Genomic DNA, 18,477 nt, shown 5'->3' on the forward strand with positions numbered 1-18,477 from the left:
ATCACTAAAGCTGAGGTGGTCGGTGAGCAGCTGGAAAACCTGCAGATCGGCAAGGCCGCGACCGTGGCCGTCACCGATACCCAGAGCCCGGTCACTGCCGAACTCACTGTGGATAACACCACCGTCACCGAAGGCGGCAAGATCACCTACACCGTGACTCTGGTCAGCGCAGATCCAACCCTGCCAGTCACCAACCACAAAGGCCTGACCTTTACCCTGACCGATGGCACCACCGTGACCATCAAGGCGGGTGAATCGGTCGGCAGCACGACTGTGACTGCTCCAGACAACGTCTATGTCAACGACCCGGTGACCATCACCCAGGGTCTCACTGACGTCGCCGGCAAAGGCGCCGATCAGTTCGAGCAGCTCGAACTGGGCGCAACCAAAGTCAGCACCGAAGTCACCGATGAGCCATTTGGCGAAGGCGACCTGGTCAAAGTCAGCATCACCGCCGATCAGGTTTCGGTCAACGAAGCGACCGAACCGACCTTTACCATCAGCCTGAACAAGGCGCTGGACAAGCCGTTCACCGTCACCCTGAGCACCGGTGCCACCCTGACCTTCGCGGCAGGCGAGACCACCAAGTCCTACGCCGCTTCGGCGCAGGGCGAGGACGTGTTCAAGGACGAAGGCAAGATCACCGTCAGCATCACCAAGGCTGAGGTGGTCGGTGAGCAACTGGAAAACCTGCAGATCGGCAAGGCCGCGACCGTGGCCGTCACCGATACCCAGAGCCCGGTCACTGCCGAGCTGACTGTGGATAACACCACCGTCACCGAAGGCGGCAAGATCACTTACACCGTGACCCTGGTCAGCGCAGACCCGACCCTGCCAGTCACCAATCACAAAGGCCTGACCTTCACACTGACCGATGGCACCACCGTGACCATCAAGGCCGGTGAGTCGGTCGGCAGCACGACTGTGGCTGCTCCAGACAACGTCTATGTCAACGACCCGGTCACCATCACCCAGGGGCTGACCGACGTCTCGGGCAAAGGCGCCGACCAGTTCGAGCAGCTCGAACTGGGCGCTACCAAAGTCAGCACCCAAGTCACCGATGAGCCATCTGGCGAAGGCGACCTGGTCAAGGTCACCATCGTGGCTGATCAGGTATCCGTCAACGAGGCCACCGAGCCGACCTTTACCATCAGCCTGAACAAGGCGTTGGACAAGCCGTTCACCGTCACCCTGAGCACAGGTGCAACCCTGACCTTCGCGGCCGGCGAGACCACCAAGTCCTACGCTGCACCAGCGCAGGGCGAGGACGTGTTCAAGGACGAAGGCAAGATCACCGTCAGCATCACCAAGGCTGAAGTGGTCGGCGAACAACTGGAAAACCTGGAGATCGGCAAGGCGGCGACCGTGGCCGTCACCGATACCCAGAGCCCGGTCACTGCCGAACTCACGGTGGATAACACCACCGTGACCGAAGGCGGCAAGATCACCTATACCGTGACTCTGGTCAGCGCAGACCCGACCCTGCCAGTCACCAATCACAAAGGCCTGACCTTCACCCTGACCGATGGCACCACTGTAACCATCAAAGCCGGCGAAGCTACTGGTTCGGTTACTGTCAGCGCACCAGACAACGTCTACGTCAACGATCCGGTGACCATCACCCAGGGTCTGACCAACGTGGCCGGCAAGGGCGCCGACCAGTTCGAGCAACTGGAACTGGGCAGCACCAAAGTCAGCACCGTAGTAACCGACGAACCGGGTACCCCAGGTAACCCAGGCGGCGAAAATGAAGGCGACCTGGTCAAGGTCACCATCGTGGCCGATCAGATATCCGTGAACGAGGCCACCGAGCCGACCTTCACCATCAGCCTGAACAAGGCGTTGGACAAGCCGTTCACCGTGACCCTGAGCACCGGTGCGACCCTGACCTTCGCGGCCGGCGAGACCACCAAGTCCTACGCCGCTTCGGCGCAGGGCGAGGATGTGTTCAAGGACGAAGGCAAGATCACCGTCAGCATCACTAAAGCTGAGGTGGTCGGTGAGCAGCTGGAAAACCTGCAGATCGGCAAGGCGGCGACCGTGGCCGTCACCGATACCCAGAGCCCGGTCACTGCCGAGCTGACTGTGGATAACACCACCGTCACCGAAGGCGGCAAGATCACCTACACCGTGACCCTGGTCAGCGCAGACCCGACCCTGCCAGTCACCAATCACAAAGGCCTGACCTTCACCCTGACTGATGGCACCACTGTGACCATCAAAGCCGGTGAAGCTACTGGTTCGGTTACTGTCAGCGCACCAGACAACGTCTACGTCAACGACCCGGTGACCATCACCCAGGGTCTCACTGACGTCGCCGGCAAAGGCGCCGATCAGTTCGAGCAGCTCGAACTGGGCGCAACCAAAGTCAGCACCGAAGTCACCGATGAGCCATCTGGCGAAGGCGACCTGGTCAAAGTCAGCATCACCGCCGATCAGGTTTCGGTCAACGAAGCGACCGAACCGACCTTCACCATCACCTTGAACAAGGCGCTGGACAAGCCGTTCACCGTGACCCTGAGCACCGGTGCGACCCTGACCTTCGCGGCAGGCGAGACCACCAAATCCTACGCTGCTCCAGCGCAGGGCGAGGACGTGTTCAAGGACGAAGGCAAGATCACCGTCAGCATCACTAAAGCTGAAGTGGTCGGCGAACAACTGGAAAACCTGGAGATCGGCAAGGCGGCGACCGTGGCCGTCACCGATACCCAGAGCCCGGTCACTGCCGAACTCACGGTGGATAACACCACGGTCACCGAAGGCGGCAAGATCACCTACACCGTGACCCTGGTCAGCGCAGATCCGACCCTGCCAGTCACCAATCACAAAGGCCTGACCTTCACCCTGAGTGATGGCACCACCGTGACCATTAAGGCCGGTGAATCGGTCGGCAGCACCACCGTAACTGCGCCGGACAACGTCTACGTCAACGACCCGGTGACCATCACCCAGGGTCTCACTGACGTCGCCGGCAAAGGCGCCGATCAGTTCGAACAACTGGAGCTGGGCGCTACCAAAGTCAGCACCCAAGTCACCGATGAGCCATCTGGCGAAGGCGACCTGGTCAAAGTCAGCATCACCGCCGATCAGGTTTCGGTCGACGAAGCTACTGAACCGACCTTCACCATCAGCCTGAACAAGGCGCTGGAGAAGCCGTTCACCGTCACCCTGAGCACCGGTGCCACCCTGACCTTCGCGGCAGGCGAGACCACCAAATCCTACGCTGCACCAGCGCAGGGCGAGGATGTGTTCAAGGACGAGGGCAAGATCACCGTCAGCATCAGCAAGGCTGAGGTGGTCGGCGAACAACTGGAAAACCTGGAGATCGGCAAGGCGGCGACCGTGGCCGTCACCGATACCCAGAGCCCGGTCACTGCCGAACTCACGGTGGATAACACCACGGTCACCGAAGGCGGCAAGATCACCTACACCGTGACCCTGGTCAGCGCAGATCCGACCCTGCCAGTCACCAATCACAAAGGCCTGACCTTCACCCTGACTGATGGCACCACCGTGACCATCAAGGCCGGTGAATCGGTCGGCAGCACCACCGTAACTGCGCCGGACAACGTCTACGTCAACGACCCGGTGACCATCACCCAGGGTCTCACTGACGTCGCCGGCAAAGGCGCCGATCAGTTCGAACAACTGGAGCTGGGCGCTACCAAAGTCAGCACCGAAGTCACCGATGAGCCATCTGGCGAAGGCGACCTGGTCAAGGTCACCATCGTGGCTGATCAGGTATCCGTCAACGAGGCCACCGAGCCGACCTTTACCATCAGCCTGAACAAGGCGCTGGACAAGCCGTTCACCGTGACCCTGAGCACCGGTGCCACCCTGACCTTCGCGGCAGGCGAGACCACCAAATCCTACGCTGCCCCAGCGCAGGGCGAGGATGTGTTCAACGACGAAGGCAAGATCACCGTCAGCATCACTAAAGCTGAGGTGGTCGGTGAGCAGCTGGAAAACCTGCAGATCGGCAAGGCCGCGACCGTGGCCGTCACCGATACGCAGAGCCCGGTCACTGCCGAACTCACGGTGGATAACACCACCGTCACCGAAGGCGGCAAGATCACCTACACCGTGACCCTGGTCAGCGCAGATCCAACCCTGCCAGTCACCAACCACAAAGGCCTGACCTTCACCCTGACTGATGGCACCACTGTGACCATCAAAGCCGGTGAAGCTACTGGTTCGGTTACTGTCAGCGCACCAGACAACGTCTACGTCAACGACCCGGTCACCATCACCCAGGGTCTGACCGACGTGGCCGGCAAGGGCGCCGACCAGTTCGAGCAACTGGAACTGGGCAGCACCAAAGTCAGCACCACTGTCACTGACGAGCCGGGTACCCCAGGCAACCCAGGCGGTGAAAACGAAGGCGATCTGGTCAAGGTCACCATCGTCGCCGATCAGGTTTCGGTCAACGAAGCTACTGAACCGACCTTCACCATCAGCCTGAACAAGGCGTTGGACAAGCCGTTCACCGTCACCCTGAGCACCGGTGCAACCCTGACCTTCGCGGCCGGCGAGACCACCAAGTCCTACGCTGCACCAGCGCAGGGCGAGGACGTGTTCAAGGACGAAGGCAAGATCACCGTCAGCATCACTAAAGCTGAAGTGGTCGGCGAGCAACTGGAAAATCTGGAGATCGGCAAAGCCGCGACCGTGGCCGTCACTGACACGCAGAGCCCGGTCACTGCCGAACTCACGGTGGATAACACCACCGTCACCGAAGGCGGCAAGATCACCTATACCGTGACTCTGGTCAGCACAGACCCGACCCTGCCAGTCACCAATCACAAAGGCCTGACCTTCACCCTGACCGATGGCACCACCGTGACCATCAAAGCTGGCGAAGCTACTGGTTCGGTTACTGTCAGCGCACCAGACAACGTCTATGTCAATGATCCGGTGACCATCACTCAGGGTCTGACCGACGTCTCGGGCAAGGGCGCCGATCAGTTCGAGCAGCTGGAACTGGGCGCTACCAAAGTCAGCACAACTGTCACTGACGAGCCTGGTACCCCAGGCAACCCGAACCCAGGCGGCAACAACGAAGGCGACCTGGTCAAGGTCACCATCGTGGCCGATCAGGTATCCGTGAACGAGGCCACCGAGCCGACCTTCACCATCAGCCTGAACAAGGCGTTGGACAAACCGTTCACCGTGACCCTGAGCACCGGTGCGACCCTGACCTTCGCGGCCGGCGAGACCACCAAATCCTACGCTGCACCAGCGCAGGGCGAGGACGTGTTCAAGGACGAAGGCAAGATCACCGTCAGCATCACCAAGGCTGAAGTGGTCGGCGAACAACTGGAAAACCTGGAGATCGGCAAGGCGGCGACCGTGGCCGTCACCGATACCCAGAGCCCGGTCACTGCCGAGCTGACTGTGGATAACACCACCGTCACCGAAGGCGGCAAGATCACCTACACCGTGACCCTGGTCAGCGCAGACCCGACCCTGCCAGTCACCAATCACAAAGGCCTGACCTTCACCCTGACTGATGGCACCACTGTGACCATCAAAGCCGGTGAAGCTACTGGTTCGGTTACTGTCAGCGCACCGGACAACGTCTACGTCAACGACCCGGTGACCATCACCCAGGGTCTCACTGACGTCGCCGGCAAAGGCGCCGATCAGTTCGAGCAGCTCGAACTGGGCGCAACCAAAGTCAGCACCGAAGTCACCGATGAGCCATCTGGCGAAGGCGACCTGGTCAAAGTCAGCATCACCGCCGATCAGGTTTCGGTCAACGAAGCGACCGAACCGACCTTCACCATCACCTTGAACAAGGCGCTGGACAAGCCGTTCACCGTGACCCTGAGCACCGGTGCGACCCTGACCTTCGCGGCAGGCGAGACCACCAAATCCTACGCTGCTCCAGCGCAGGGCGAGGACGTGTTCAAGGACGAAGGCAAGATCACCGTCAGCATCACTAAAGCTGAAGTGGTCGGCGAACAACTGGAAAACCTGGAGATCGGCAAGGCGGCGACCGTGGCCGTCACCGATACCCAGAGCCCGGTCACTGCCGAACTCACGGTGGATAACACCACGGTCACCGAAGGCGGCAAGATCACCTATACCGTGACCCTGGTCAGCGCAGACCCGACCCTGCCAGTCACCAATCACAAGGGCCTGACCTTCACCCTGACCGATGGCACCACTGTAACCATCAAAGCCGGCGAAGCTACTGGTTCGGTTACTGTAAGCGCGCCAGACAACGTCTACGTCAATGATCCGGTGACCATCACCCAAGGTCTGACCGACGTCTCGGGCAAAGGCGCCGATCAGTTCGAGCAGCTCGAACTGGGCGCTACCAAAGTCAGCACCCAAGTCACCGATGAGCCATCTGGCGAAGGCGACCTGGTCAAGGTCACCATCGTGGCTGATCAGGTATCCGTCAACGAGGCCACCGAGCCGACCTTTACCATCAGCCTGAACAAGGCGTTGGACAAGCCGTTCACCGTCACCCTGAGCACAGGTGCAACCCTGACCTTCGCGGCCGGCGAGACCACCAAGTCCTACGCTGCACCAGCGCAGGGCGAGGACGTGTTCAAGGACGAAGGCAAGATCACCGTCAGCATCACCAAGGCTGAAGTGGTCGGCGAACAACTGGAAAACCTGGAGATCGGCAAGGCGGCGACCGTGGCCGTCACCGATACCCAGAGCCCGGTCACTGCCGAACTCACGGTGGATAACACCACCGTCACCGAAGGCGGCAAGATCACCTACACCGTGACCCTGGTCAGCGCAGACCCGACCCTGCCAGTCACCAATCACAAAGGCCTGACCTTCACCCTGACTGATGGCACCACTGTGACCATCAAAGCCGGTGAAGCTACTGGTTCGGTTACTGTCAGCGCACCGGACAACGTCTACGTCAACGACCCGGTGACCATCACCCAGGGTCTCACTGACGTCGCCGGCAAAGGCGCCGATCAGTTCGAGCAGCTCGAACTGGGCGCAACCAAAGTCAGCACCGAAGTCACCGATGAGCCATCTGGCGAAGGCGACCTGGTCAAAGTCAGCATCACCGCCGATCAGGTTTCGGTCAACGAAGCGACCGAACCGACCTTCACCATCACCTTGAACAAGGCGCTGGACAAGCCGTTCACCGTGACCCTGAGCACCGGTGCGACCCTGACCTTCGCGGCAGGCGAGACCACCAAATCCTACGCTGCTCCAGCGCAGGGCGAGGACGTGTTCAAGGACGAAGGCAAGATCACCGTCAGCATCACTAAAGCTGAAGTGGTCGGCGAACAACTGGAAAACCTGGAGATCGGCAAGGCGGCGACCGTGGCCGTCACCGATACCCAGAGCCCGGTCACTGCCGAACTCACGGTGGATAACACCACGGTCACCGAAGGCGGCAAGATCACCTATACCGTGACCCTGGTCAGCGCAGACCCGACCCTGCCAGTCACCAATCACAAGGGCCTGACCTTCACCCTGACCGATGGCACCACCGTGACCATCAAAGCCGGCGAAGCTACTGGTTCGGTTACTGTAAGCGCGCCAGACAACGTCTACGTCAATGATCCGGTGACCATCACCCAAGGTCTGACCGACGTCTCGGGCAAAGGCGCCGACCAGTTCGAGCAACTGGAGCTGGGCAGCACCAAAGTCAGCACCACTGTCACTGACGAGCCGGGTACCCCAGGCAACCCAGGTGGTGAAAACGAAGGCGATCTGGTCAAGGTCACCATCGTCGCCGATCAGGTTTCGGTCAACGAAGCTACTGAACCGACCTTCACCATCAGCCTGAACAAGGCGCTGGACAAGCCGTTCACCGTGACCCTGAGCACCGGTGCGACCCTGACCTTCGCGGCCGGCGAGACCACCAAGTCCTACGCTGCACCAGCGCAGGGCGAGGACGTGTTCAAGGACGAAGGCAAGATCACCGTCAGCATCACTAAAGCTGAAGTGGTCGGCGAGCAACTGGAAAATCTGGAGATCGGCAAAGCCGCGACCGTGGCCGTCACTGACACGCAGAGCCCGGTCACTGCCGAACTCACGGTGGATAACACCACCGTGACCGAAGGCGGCAAGATCACCTATACCGTGACTCTGGTCAGCGCAGACCCGACCCTGCCAGTCACCAATCACAAAGGCCTGACCTTCACCCTGACCGATGGCACCACTGTAACCATCAAAGCCGGCGAAGCTACTGGTTCGGTTACTGTCAGCGCACCAGACAACGTCTATGTCAACGATCCGGTGACCATCACTCAGGGTCTGACCGACGTCTCGGGCAAGGGCGCCGATCAGTTCGAGCAGCTGGAACTGGGCGCTACCAAAGTCAGCACAACTGTCACTGACGAGCCTGGTACCCCAGGCAACCCGAACCCAGGCGGCGAAAATGAAGGCGACCTGGTCAAGGTCACCATCGTGGCCGACCAGCTGTCGGTCAACGAAGCTACTGAACCGACCTTCACCATCAGCCTGAACAAGGCGCTGGACAAGCCGTTCACCGTCACCCTGAGCACCGGTGCCACCCTGACCTTCGCGGCCGGCGAGACCACCAAGTCCTACGCTGCACCAGCGCAGGGCGAGGATGTGTTCAAGGACGAGGGCAAGATCACCGTCAGCATCAGCAAGGCTGAGGTGGTCGGTGAGCAACTGGAAAACCTGGAGATCGGCAAGGCGGCGACCGTGGCCGTCACCGATACGCAGAGCCCGGTCACTGCCGAACTCACGGTGGATAACACCACGGTCACCGAAGGCGGCAAGATCACCTATACCGTGACCCTGGTCAGCGCAGACCCGACCCTGCCAGTCACCAATCACAAAGGCCTGACCTTCACCCTGACCGATGGCACCACCGTGACCATCAAGGCCGGTGAGTCGGTCGGCAGCACCACCGTGACTGCTCCGGACAACGTCTACGTCAACGACCCGGTGACCATCACCCAGGGTCTTACTGACGTCGCCGGCAAAGGCGTCGACCAGTTTGAACAGCTGGAGCTGGGCAGCACCAAAGTCAGCACCACTGTCACTGACGAGCCGGGTACCCCAGGCAACCCAGGCGGTGAAAACGAAGGCGATCTGGTCAAGGTCACCATCGTCGCCGATCAGGTTTCGGTCAACGAAGCGACCGAACCGACCTTTACCATCAGCCTGAACAAGGCGTTGGACAAGCCGTTCACCGTGACCCTGAGCACCGGTGTCACCCTGACCTTCGCGGCAGGCGAGACCACCAAGTCCTACGCCGCTTCGGCGCAGGGCGAGGACGTGTTCAAGGACGAAGGCAAGATCACCGTCAGCATCACCAAGGCTGAAGTGGTCGGCGAACAACTGGAAAACCTGGAGATCGGCAAAGCCGCGACCGTGGCCGTCACCGATACCCAGAGCCCGGTCACTGCCGAGCTGACTGTGGATAACACCACCGTCACTGAAGGCGGCAAGATCACCTACACCGTGACTCTGGTCAGCGCAGATCCAACCCTGCCAGTCACCAATCACAAAGGCCTGACCTTCACCCTGACTGATGGCACCACCGTAACCATCAAGGCGGGTGAATCGGTCGGCAGCACCACCGTGACTGCGCCGGACAACGTCTACGTCAACGACCCGGTGACCATCACCCAGGGTCTTACTGACGTCGCCGGCAAAGGCGTCGACCAGTTCGAGCAACTGGAGCTGGGCAGCACCAAAGTCAGCACCGTAGTAACCGACGAACCGGGTACCCCAGGTAACCCAGGCGGCGAGAACGAAGGTGACCTGGTCAAGGTCACCATCGTGGCCGATCAGATATCCGTGAACGAGGCCACCGAACCGACCTTTACCATCAGCCTGAACAAGGCGCTGGACAAGCCGTTCACCGTGACCCTGAGCACCGGTGCGACCCTGACCTTCGCGGCCGGCGAGACCACCAAATCCTACGCTGCACCAGCGCAGGGCGAGGACGTGTTCAAGGACGAAGGCAAGATCACCGTCAGCATCAGCAAGGCTGAGGTGGTCGGTGAGCAACTGGAAAACCTGGAGATCGGCAAAGCCGCTACCGTGGCCGTCACCGATACGCAGAGCCCGGTCACTGCCGAACTGACTGTGGATAACACCACCGTCACCGAAGGTGGCAAGATCACCTACACCGTGACCCTGGTCAGCGCAGATCCAACCCTGCCGGTTACCAATCACAAAGGCCTGACCTTCACCCTGACCGATGGCACCACCGTGACCATCAAAGCTGGCGAAGCTACTGGTTCGGTTACTGTCAGCGCACCAGACAACGTCTATGTCAATGATCCGGTGACCATCACTCAGGGTCTGACCGACGTCTCGGGCAAGGGCGCCGATCAGTTCGAGCAGCTGGAACTGGGCGCTACCAAAGTCAGCACAACTGTCACTGACGAGCCTGGTACCCCAGGCAACCCGAACCCAGGCGGCAACAACGAAGGTGACCTGGTCAAGGTCACCATCGTGGCCGATCAGATATCCGTGAACGAGGCCACCGAACCGACCTTTACCATCAGCCTGAACAAGGCGCTGGACAAGCCGTTCACCGTCACCCTGAGCACCGGTGCAACCCTGACCTTCGCGGCCGGCGAGACCACCAAGTCCTACGCTGCACCAGCGCAGGGCGAGGATGTGTTCAAGGACGAGGGCAAGATCACCGTCAGCATCAGCAAGGCTGAGGTGGTCGGCGAACAACTGGAAAACCTGCAGATCGGCAAGGCCGCGACCGTGGCCGTCACCGATACCCAGAGCCCGGTCACTGCCGAACTCACGGTGGATAACACCACCGTCACCGAAGGCGGCAAGATCACCTACACCGTGACCCTGGTCAGCGCAGATCCAACCCTGCCGGTTACCAATCACAAAGGCCTGACCTTCACCCTGACCGATGGCACCACCGTGACCATCAAAGCTGGCGAAGCTACTGGTTCGGTTACTGTCAGCGCACCAGACAACGTCTATGTCAATGATCCGGTGACCATCACTCAGGGTCTGACCGACGTCTCGGGCAAGGGCGCCGATCAGTTCGAGCAGCTGGAACTGGGCGCTACCAAAGTCAGCACAACTGTCACTGACGAGCCTGGTACCCCAGGCAACCCGAACCCAGGCGGCAACAACGAAGGCGACCTGGTCAAGGTCACCATCGTGGCCGATCAGGTATCCGTGAACGAGGCCACCGAGCCGACCTTCACCATCAGCCTGAACAAGGCGCTGGACAAGCCGTTCACCGTCACCCTGAGCACCGGTGCAACCCTGACCTTCGCGGCCGGCGAGACCACCAAGTCCTACGCTGCACCAGCGCAGGGCGAGGACGTGTTCAAGGACGAAGGCAAGATCACCGTCAGCATCACTAAAGCTGAAGTGGTCGGTGAGCAACTGGAAAACCTGGAGATCGGCAAGGCGGCGACCGTGGCCGTCACCGATACGCAGAGCCCGGTCACTGCCGAACTCACTGTGGATAACACCACCGTCACCGAAGGCGGCAAGATCACCTACACCGTGACCCTGGTCAGCGCAGATCCAACCCTGCCGGTTACCAATCACAAGGGCCTGACTTTCACCCTGACCGATGGCACCACTGTAACCATCAAAGCCGGCGAAGCTACTGGTTCGGTTACTGTCAGCGCGCCAGACAACGTCTACGTCAACGATCCGGTGACCATCACCCAAGGTCTGACCGACGTCTCGGGCAAGGGCGCCGACCAGTTCGAGCAACTGGAGCTGGGCAGCACCAAAGTCAGCACCGTAGTAACCGACGAACCGGGTACCCCAGGTAACCCAGGCGGCGAAAATGAAGGCGACCTGGTCAAGGTCACCATCGTGGCCGATCAGATATCCGTGAACGAGGCCACCGAACCGACCTTTACCATCAGCCTGAACAAGGCGCTGGACAAGCCGTTCACCGTCACCCTGAGCACCGGTGCGACCCTGACCTTCGCGGCCGGCGAGACCACCAAATCCTACGCTGCACCAGCGCAGGGCGAGGACGTGTTCAAGGACGAAGGCAAGATCACTGTCAGCATCAGCAAGGCTGAGGTGGTCGGTGAGCAACTGGAAAACCTGGAGATCGGCAAAGCCGCTACCGTGGCCGTCACCGATACGCAGAGCCCGGTCACTGCCGAACTCACTGTGGATAACACCACCGTCACCGAAGGCGGCAAGATCACCTATACCGTGACCCTGGTCAGCGCCGATCCGACCCTGCCAGTCACCAATCACAAAGGCCTGACCTTCACCCTGACTGATGGCACCACTGTGACCATCAAGGCCGGTGAATCGGTCGGCAGCACCACCGTGACTGCGCCGGACAACGTCTACGTCAACGACCCGGTGACCATCACCCAGGGTCTTACTGACGTCGCCGGCAAAGGCGTCGACCAGTTCGAACAGCTGGAGCTGGGCAGCACCAAAGTCAGCACCGTAGTAACCGACGAACCGGGTACCCCAGGTAACCCAGGCGGCGAAAATGAAGGCGACCTGGTTAAGGTCACCATCGTCGCCGATCAGGTTTCGGTCAACGAAGCTACTGAACCGACCTTCACCATCAGCCTGAACAAGGCGCTGGACAAGCCGTTCACCGTCACCCTGAGCACCGGTGCCACCCTGACCTTCGCGGCAGGCGAGACCACCAAGTCCTATGCTGCACCAGCGCAGGGCGAGGACGTGTTCAAGGACGAAGGCAAGATCACCGTCAGCATCGATGGTGCCTCCGTCCCAGGCCCAGCACTGGAAAACCTGGTCATCGGCGACCCGGCTACCGTGCAGGTCACGGACACCCTCAGCAAGGTCACGGCCGTGCTGTCGGTGGATAACACCGCTGTGGTCGAAGGCGGCAAGATCACTTACACCGTGACCTTGGTGAGTGAAGACACCAACTTGCCAGTGACTGGCCACGGAGGCATCACCGTGACCTTGACTGGTGGTACTCAGGTCGTCATCAACCCAGGTTCCGCCACCGGCACCGTGTCCATCGATGCGCCGAACGACCTGTATGTAGGCGGTCAGGACGCCATCACCAAGGCGATTACCGATATTTCAGTAGCGGGTACCGAGAAGTTCGAAAACCTGGTGCCTGACACGACCCCGGTCACCACCACGGTCAGCGATGACCCGAACGGTACCGGCAACCTGGTCAAGGTCAGCATCACGCCAGTCGTGGACTCGGTGAACGAAGCCACTGCGCCGACCTTCACCGTTACCTTGAACCAGGCCATCGACAAACCACTGACCGTGCTGCTGAGCACCGGTGAGACCGTGGTCTTTGCCGCAGGCGAAACCACCAAGACCATCTCTGCGCCTGCGCAGGGCGAGGACGTGTTCAAGGACGAAGGCAAGATCACCGTCAGCATCGATGGTGCCTCCGTCCCAGGCCCAGCACTGGAAAACCTGGTCATCGGCGACCCGGCTACCGTGCAGGTCACGGACACCCTCAGCAAGGTCACGGCCGTGCTGTCGGTGGATAACACCGCTGTGGTCGAAGGCGGCAAGATCACTTACACCGTGACCTTGGTGAGTGAAGACACCAACTTGCCAGTGACTGGCCACGGAGGCATCACCGTGACCTTGACTGGTGGTACTCAGGTCGTCATCAACCCAGGTTCCGCCACCGGCACCGTGTCCATCGATGCGCCGAACGACCTGTATGTAGGCGGTCAGGACGCCATCACCAAGGCGATTACCGATATTTCAGTAGCGGGTACCGAGAAGTTCGAAAACCTGGTGCCTGACACGACCCCGGTCACCACCACGGTCAGCGATGACCCGAACGGTACCGGCAACCTGGTCAAGGTCAGCATCACGCCAGTCGTGGACTCGGTGAACGAAGCCACTGCGCCGACCTTCACTGTTAGCCTGAACAAAGTCATCGACAAGCCGCTGACCGTCACGCTGAGCACCGGCGAAGTGTTGGTGTTCAAAGCCGGCGAAACCACCAAGACCATCTCTGCGCCTGCGCAGGGCGATGACGTGTTCATCGACAACGGCAAGATCACCGTCAGCATCGATGGTGCCTCCGTCCCGGGCCCAGCACTGGAAAATCTGGTCATCGGCGACCCGGCCACCGTGCAGGTCTCGGACACCCTCAGCAAGGTCACGGCCGTGCTGTCGGTGGACAACACCGCGGTAGTCGAAGGCGGCAAGATCACCTACACCGTGACCCTGATCAGCGAAGACACCAAGCTGCCAGTCACTGGCCACGGCGGCGTAACCGTCACCCTGACCGGTGGCACCACCGTGACCATCCCGGCAGGCTCCGCTACCGGCACTGCCTTCGTCACGGCGCCGAACGACCTGTACGTAGGCGGCCAGCCATCGATCACCAAGGCCATCACCGACATCGCTGTCACCGGTGACCTGAAGTTCGAGAACCTGGTAGCCGATCCGAAACCGGTCACCACCACGGTCAGCGATGACCCGAATGGCGCCGGCAACCTGGTCAAGGTCAGCATCACGCCAGTCGTGGCCTCGGTGAACGAAGCCACTGCGCCGACCTTCACTGTTAGCCTGAACAAGGTCATCGACAAGCCGCTGACCGTCACGCTGAGCACCGGCGAAGTGTTGGTGTTCAAAGCCGGCGAAACCACCAAGACCATCTCTGCGCCTGCGCAGGGCGATGACGTGTTCATCGACAACGGCAAGATCACCGTCAGCATCGATGGTGCCTCCGTCCCGGGCCCGGCGCTGGAAAATCTGGTCATCGGCGACCCGGCCACCGTGCAGGTCTCGGACACCCTCAGCAAGGTCACCGCGGTACTGTCGGTAGACAACACCGCTGTGGTCGAAGGCGGCAAGATCACCTACACCGTCACCCTGATCAGCGAAGACACCAAGCTGCCAGTCACTGGCCACGGCGGCGTAACCGTCACCCTGACCGGTGGCACCACCGTGACCATTCCGGCAGGTTCAGCCTCGGGCACGGCCTTCATCAATGCTCCGGATGATGTGTACACCGGTGGGCAAAACACCATCACCAAGTCGATCACCGGCATCGCTGTTGCTGGCGACAAGGTGTTCGAGAACCTGGTGACCGGCACCAACAGTGTCAGCACTACCGTCAGCGACGAGCCAAGCGGCCAGGGCGATGTTGTCAAGGTGAGCATCAATGGCACCACTTCGCTGACCGAAGGCGAAACCGGTAGCTACACGCTGACCCTTACCCATGAATCCAAGGCTGAAGTGACTGTCACCCTCAGCTATAGCGGCACCGCCAAAAACGGTGAGGACTTCACCGGCGTGACCACCGTGAAGATCCCGGCCAACAGCACTGGCACCACCTTCACTATCGGTACCATTGACGACAGTCGAGTCGAAGGCACCGAGAACTTCGTGGTCAAGATCGAAACGGCCACCGGTGGCAACTTCGAGAACCTGCAGGTCGACAGCAGCAAGTCGAGCGTGACCACGGCCATCCTCGACAACGACCACCTGCCGGTTTCGCCTGGCGGTGCAGTGTCTGGCGTGGAGGACACCGATTACGTGTTCGGCTGGAGCGACTTCAAAGTCACCGATGCCGATGGCAACAACGGCCTGTCCGTGACCATTACCTCGATCCCGGTCGCCGGCAGCCTGAAGTTCTTCAATGGCACTGCATGGGTGGACGTGACCGTTGGCCAGGTGGTCAGCCAGGCGGACATTACTGCCAAGAACCTGAAGTTCGTGCCTTTGCTCAACCAGTCGGGGACGGACAACTACGGTGGCAGCGGCGTGGGCAACCAGCAGGCCGACTACGCGCAGTTCAAGTTCAAGCCGAACGATGGCACCAACCTGGGCACTGAAGTGACCATGAAGGTCGACATCAGCCCGGTCGCCGACAAACCGACCTTGAGCTTCGGCAGTGCCGATATCGAGTCCAAAGGCCTGACCAAGGAAGTGTGGAACACCCTCAAGGGCCTGGGTACTGGCGGTAACGGCATTACCGGCGACGATCTGAAGACGGTCTTTGCCAACTCCGGCAATGCCAACTCCAGCACTACCACCACCAACGTGCAGTCCGATGCCAGCGTCACCGCCGGCACCGGTTCGAAAACGTCGGGGCTTATCTATCTGGAAGCCGGCAAGACCTATACCTTCAGCGGCAGCGCCGACGACAGCTTCGTGGTCACCATTGGCGGCAAGACCGTGGTCACGGCCACCTGGGGTGCTGGTGGCCAGGTTTCGGGTACCTTCACCCCGAACACCAGCGGCTACTACCCGATCGAGGTCTACCATGCCAACCAGTCGGGCCCGGGCAGCTACGACCTGAACATCCAGTCAGGCTCGGGTGCTGCCGTGGACCTGAGCAGCTCGAACATCAAGATGTACCAGAACGTGACCGCCATGGCCAACGCCGGCCTGGGCGTGTCCGACCTGCACACCGTGAATGGCCAGAGCTACTACGACGGCTACAAACTCAACGAAGGGCCGGAAGGTGGTTCGGTGAAACTGGTGGGTATTTCCACCGGCCTGACCGATACCGATGGCTCCGAAACCCTTAACGTGACCCTGAGCGGTATTCCGAAAGGTACTGTGCTGAGCGATGGCGCGGGCCATACCGTGACGGTTGGTGGCACGCCAGTGGACGTGACTGGCTGGAAGCTCAGCGGCCTGACACTTACCCCGCCTTCGTACTACAAAGGCTCGTTCGACATCACGGTCACCTCGACTGCGACCGAAAGCCTGGGCGGTTCCGACAGCATTACCGGCAAGATTCCGGTGACTGTCTACGGCGCGACTTACAAGGCGGCGGTAGGCACTTCGGGCAACGACACGCTCACCGGCACCGAGGGCAACGACATCATCGTCGCCGACGTGGGTGGCTTGAACGTGGTTCAGGGCAAGAACTACAACATTGCCTTCCTGGTAGACAGTTCTGGCAGCATGAGCGACGACTCGATCGCCGCAGCCAAGACTCAATTGGCGGCTGTGTTCAAAACCTTGAAAGCAAGCTTGGGCTCCGATATCTCCGGGACGGTGAATATCCTCCTGCTCGACTTCGATACCCAAGTTAACAAGAACGTCACCGTTAACCTTGCCGACCCCGACGCCTTGAAGAACCTTCAAGCGGTCCTGAACTCGATGGTGGGTGATACCGGCGGTGGTGGTACCAACTATGAGGATGCGTTCAAGACGGCGGCCAACTTCTTCAAGAGTACCGTCGCTACCAGTAATACCAACGCGGAGAACCTGACCTACTTCATCACCGACGGCAAGCCGACCTACTATCAGAGCGGCGAGTCCATCAACCCTCGTCTGTGGAGCAATGGCCTGTACCTGGATGACGTTGTAAACGTCAATAAGTACAAGGTGGGTGATACCTACAGTGCTATGGTCGATGCGACTCACAAGGTCGAGATCAGCAGTAGCGGCGTTCTGAAAGTACTGACTTATGGATCCTTCTTCGGCACCACGTATCTTGAATCCACTCGAACGGTCGGAACCATTCATGCCCAGGGTGATGGCACTTACGAGCTGTCCAGCCTGGACGGGTCTGGCAAAGGCACCAAGGACAACTGGGCAGAAGCGGCGTCAGGGTCAACGGCAAGCTTTGCCCTGCTGGGCGATAAAGATACGGGTCTGAGCAAGGTAGTGGCGATCGGCCTCAACAGTGATATAAGCCTGAACGATCTCAAGGCCTATGACACCGCTGGCAAACCGCAAGTCAATATCGACCCATCCAAGCTCGCCGCCGCGATTCTCGGGCATTCCGAGGCAACCTTGCCGGGCACGGATACTGTCGATGGTGGCAACGGCAACGACATCATCTTCGGCGACCTGATCACCCTCAACGGCATCGCCAGCGAGGGCTACCAGGCCCTTCAGGAATATGTCGCGCAAAAGAGCAATGTTGATGTCGGCAGCATTACTACCAGCAACGTTCACCAGTACGTCACCGAGCACTACAACGAATTTGATATCTCCGGTGCCAATGACGCCAAAGACTTCCTGTCGGGCGGCAATGGCAACGACATCCTCTTCGGTCAAGGTGGTGATGACACGCTCGACGGTGGCAAGGGTAACGACATCCTGCTCGGTGGTTCTGGCAATGACACCCTGATCGGGGGCCAGGGCAATGACATCCTGATCGGTGGCAGCGGTGCCGACACCTTCGTGTGGAAGGCCGGTGATTTCGGTAACGATGTGATCAAGGACTTCAAGGTTGCCGAGAAAGACAAGATCGATCTTAGCGACCTGCTGCAAGGCGAGAAGGGCAGCACTATCGACAACTACCTGAAACTCACCACGGTGGAAGGCACGACGACGTTGCAGGTCAGCAGCGAAGGCAAGCTCAACGCCGACGGTGGCATTGCCAACGCCGACGTGACCATCAAGCTGGAAGGTGTGAACTGGTCCAACACCACGATCAACTCGTTGATCAGCGGTGCTGATCCGACCATCATCATCCACAACAAGGACAACTGATGCGGTAACTGGCCGCGCCTGACAGGAGCGGCCCTGTAGGAGCGGCCTTGTGTCGCGAAAGGGCCGCAAGGCGGCCCCAGGGTTTCAGCATCAAAGCCGAAATCGCCGGGGCTGCTCTGC

1 protein-coding gene (running past one end of the window) is annotated in these 18,477 nt (G+C 60.2%); it reads left to right on the forward strand.

Annotated features, from left to right (window positions below; genetic code table 11):
• Positions 1–18,357: the 3' portion of an immunoglobulin-like domain-containing protein gene (locus tag AC5O5I_RS00675; protein WP_494511910.1), read on the forward strand. Its footprint begins 12,432 nt before the window's first position; only the last 18,357 of its 30,789 coding nucleotides appear in the window; its start codon lies off the left edge, out of view; the stop codon is at positions 18,355–18,357.
• Positions 18,358–18,477 lie beyond the last annotated feature (120 nt).

This window comes from Pseudomonas sp. 9_2_1 (assembly GCF_059295275.1).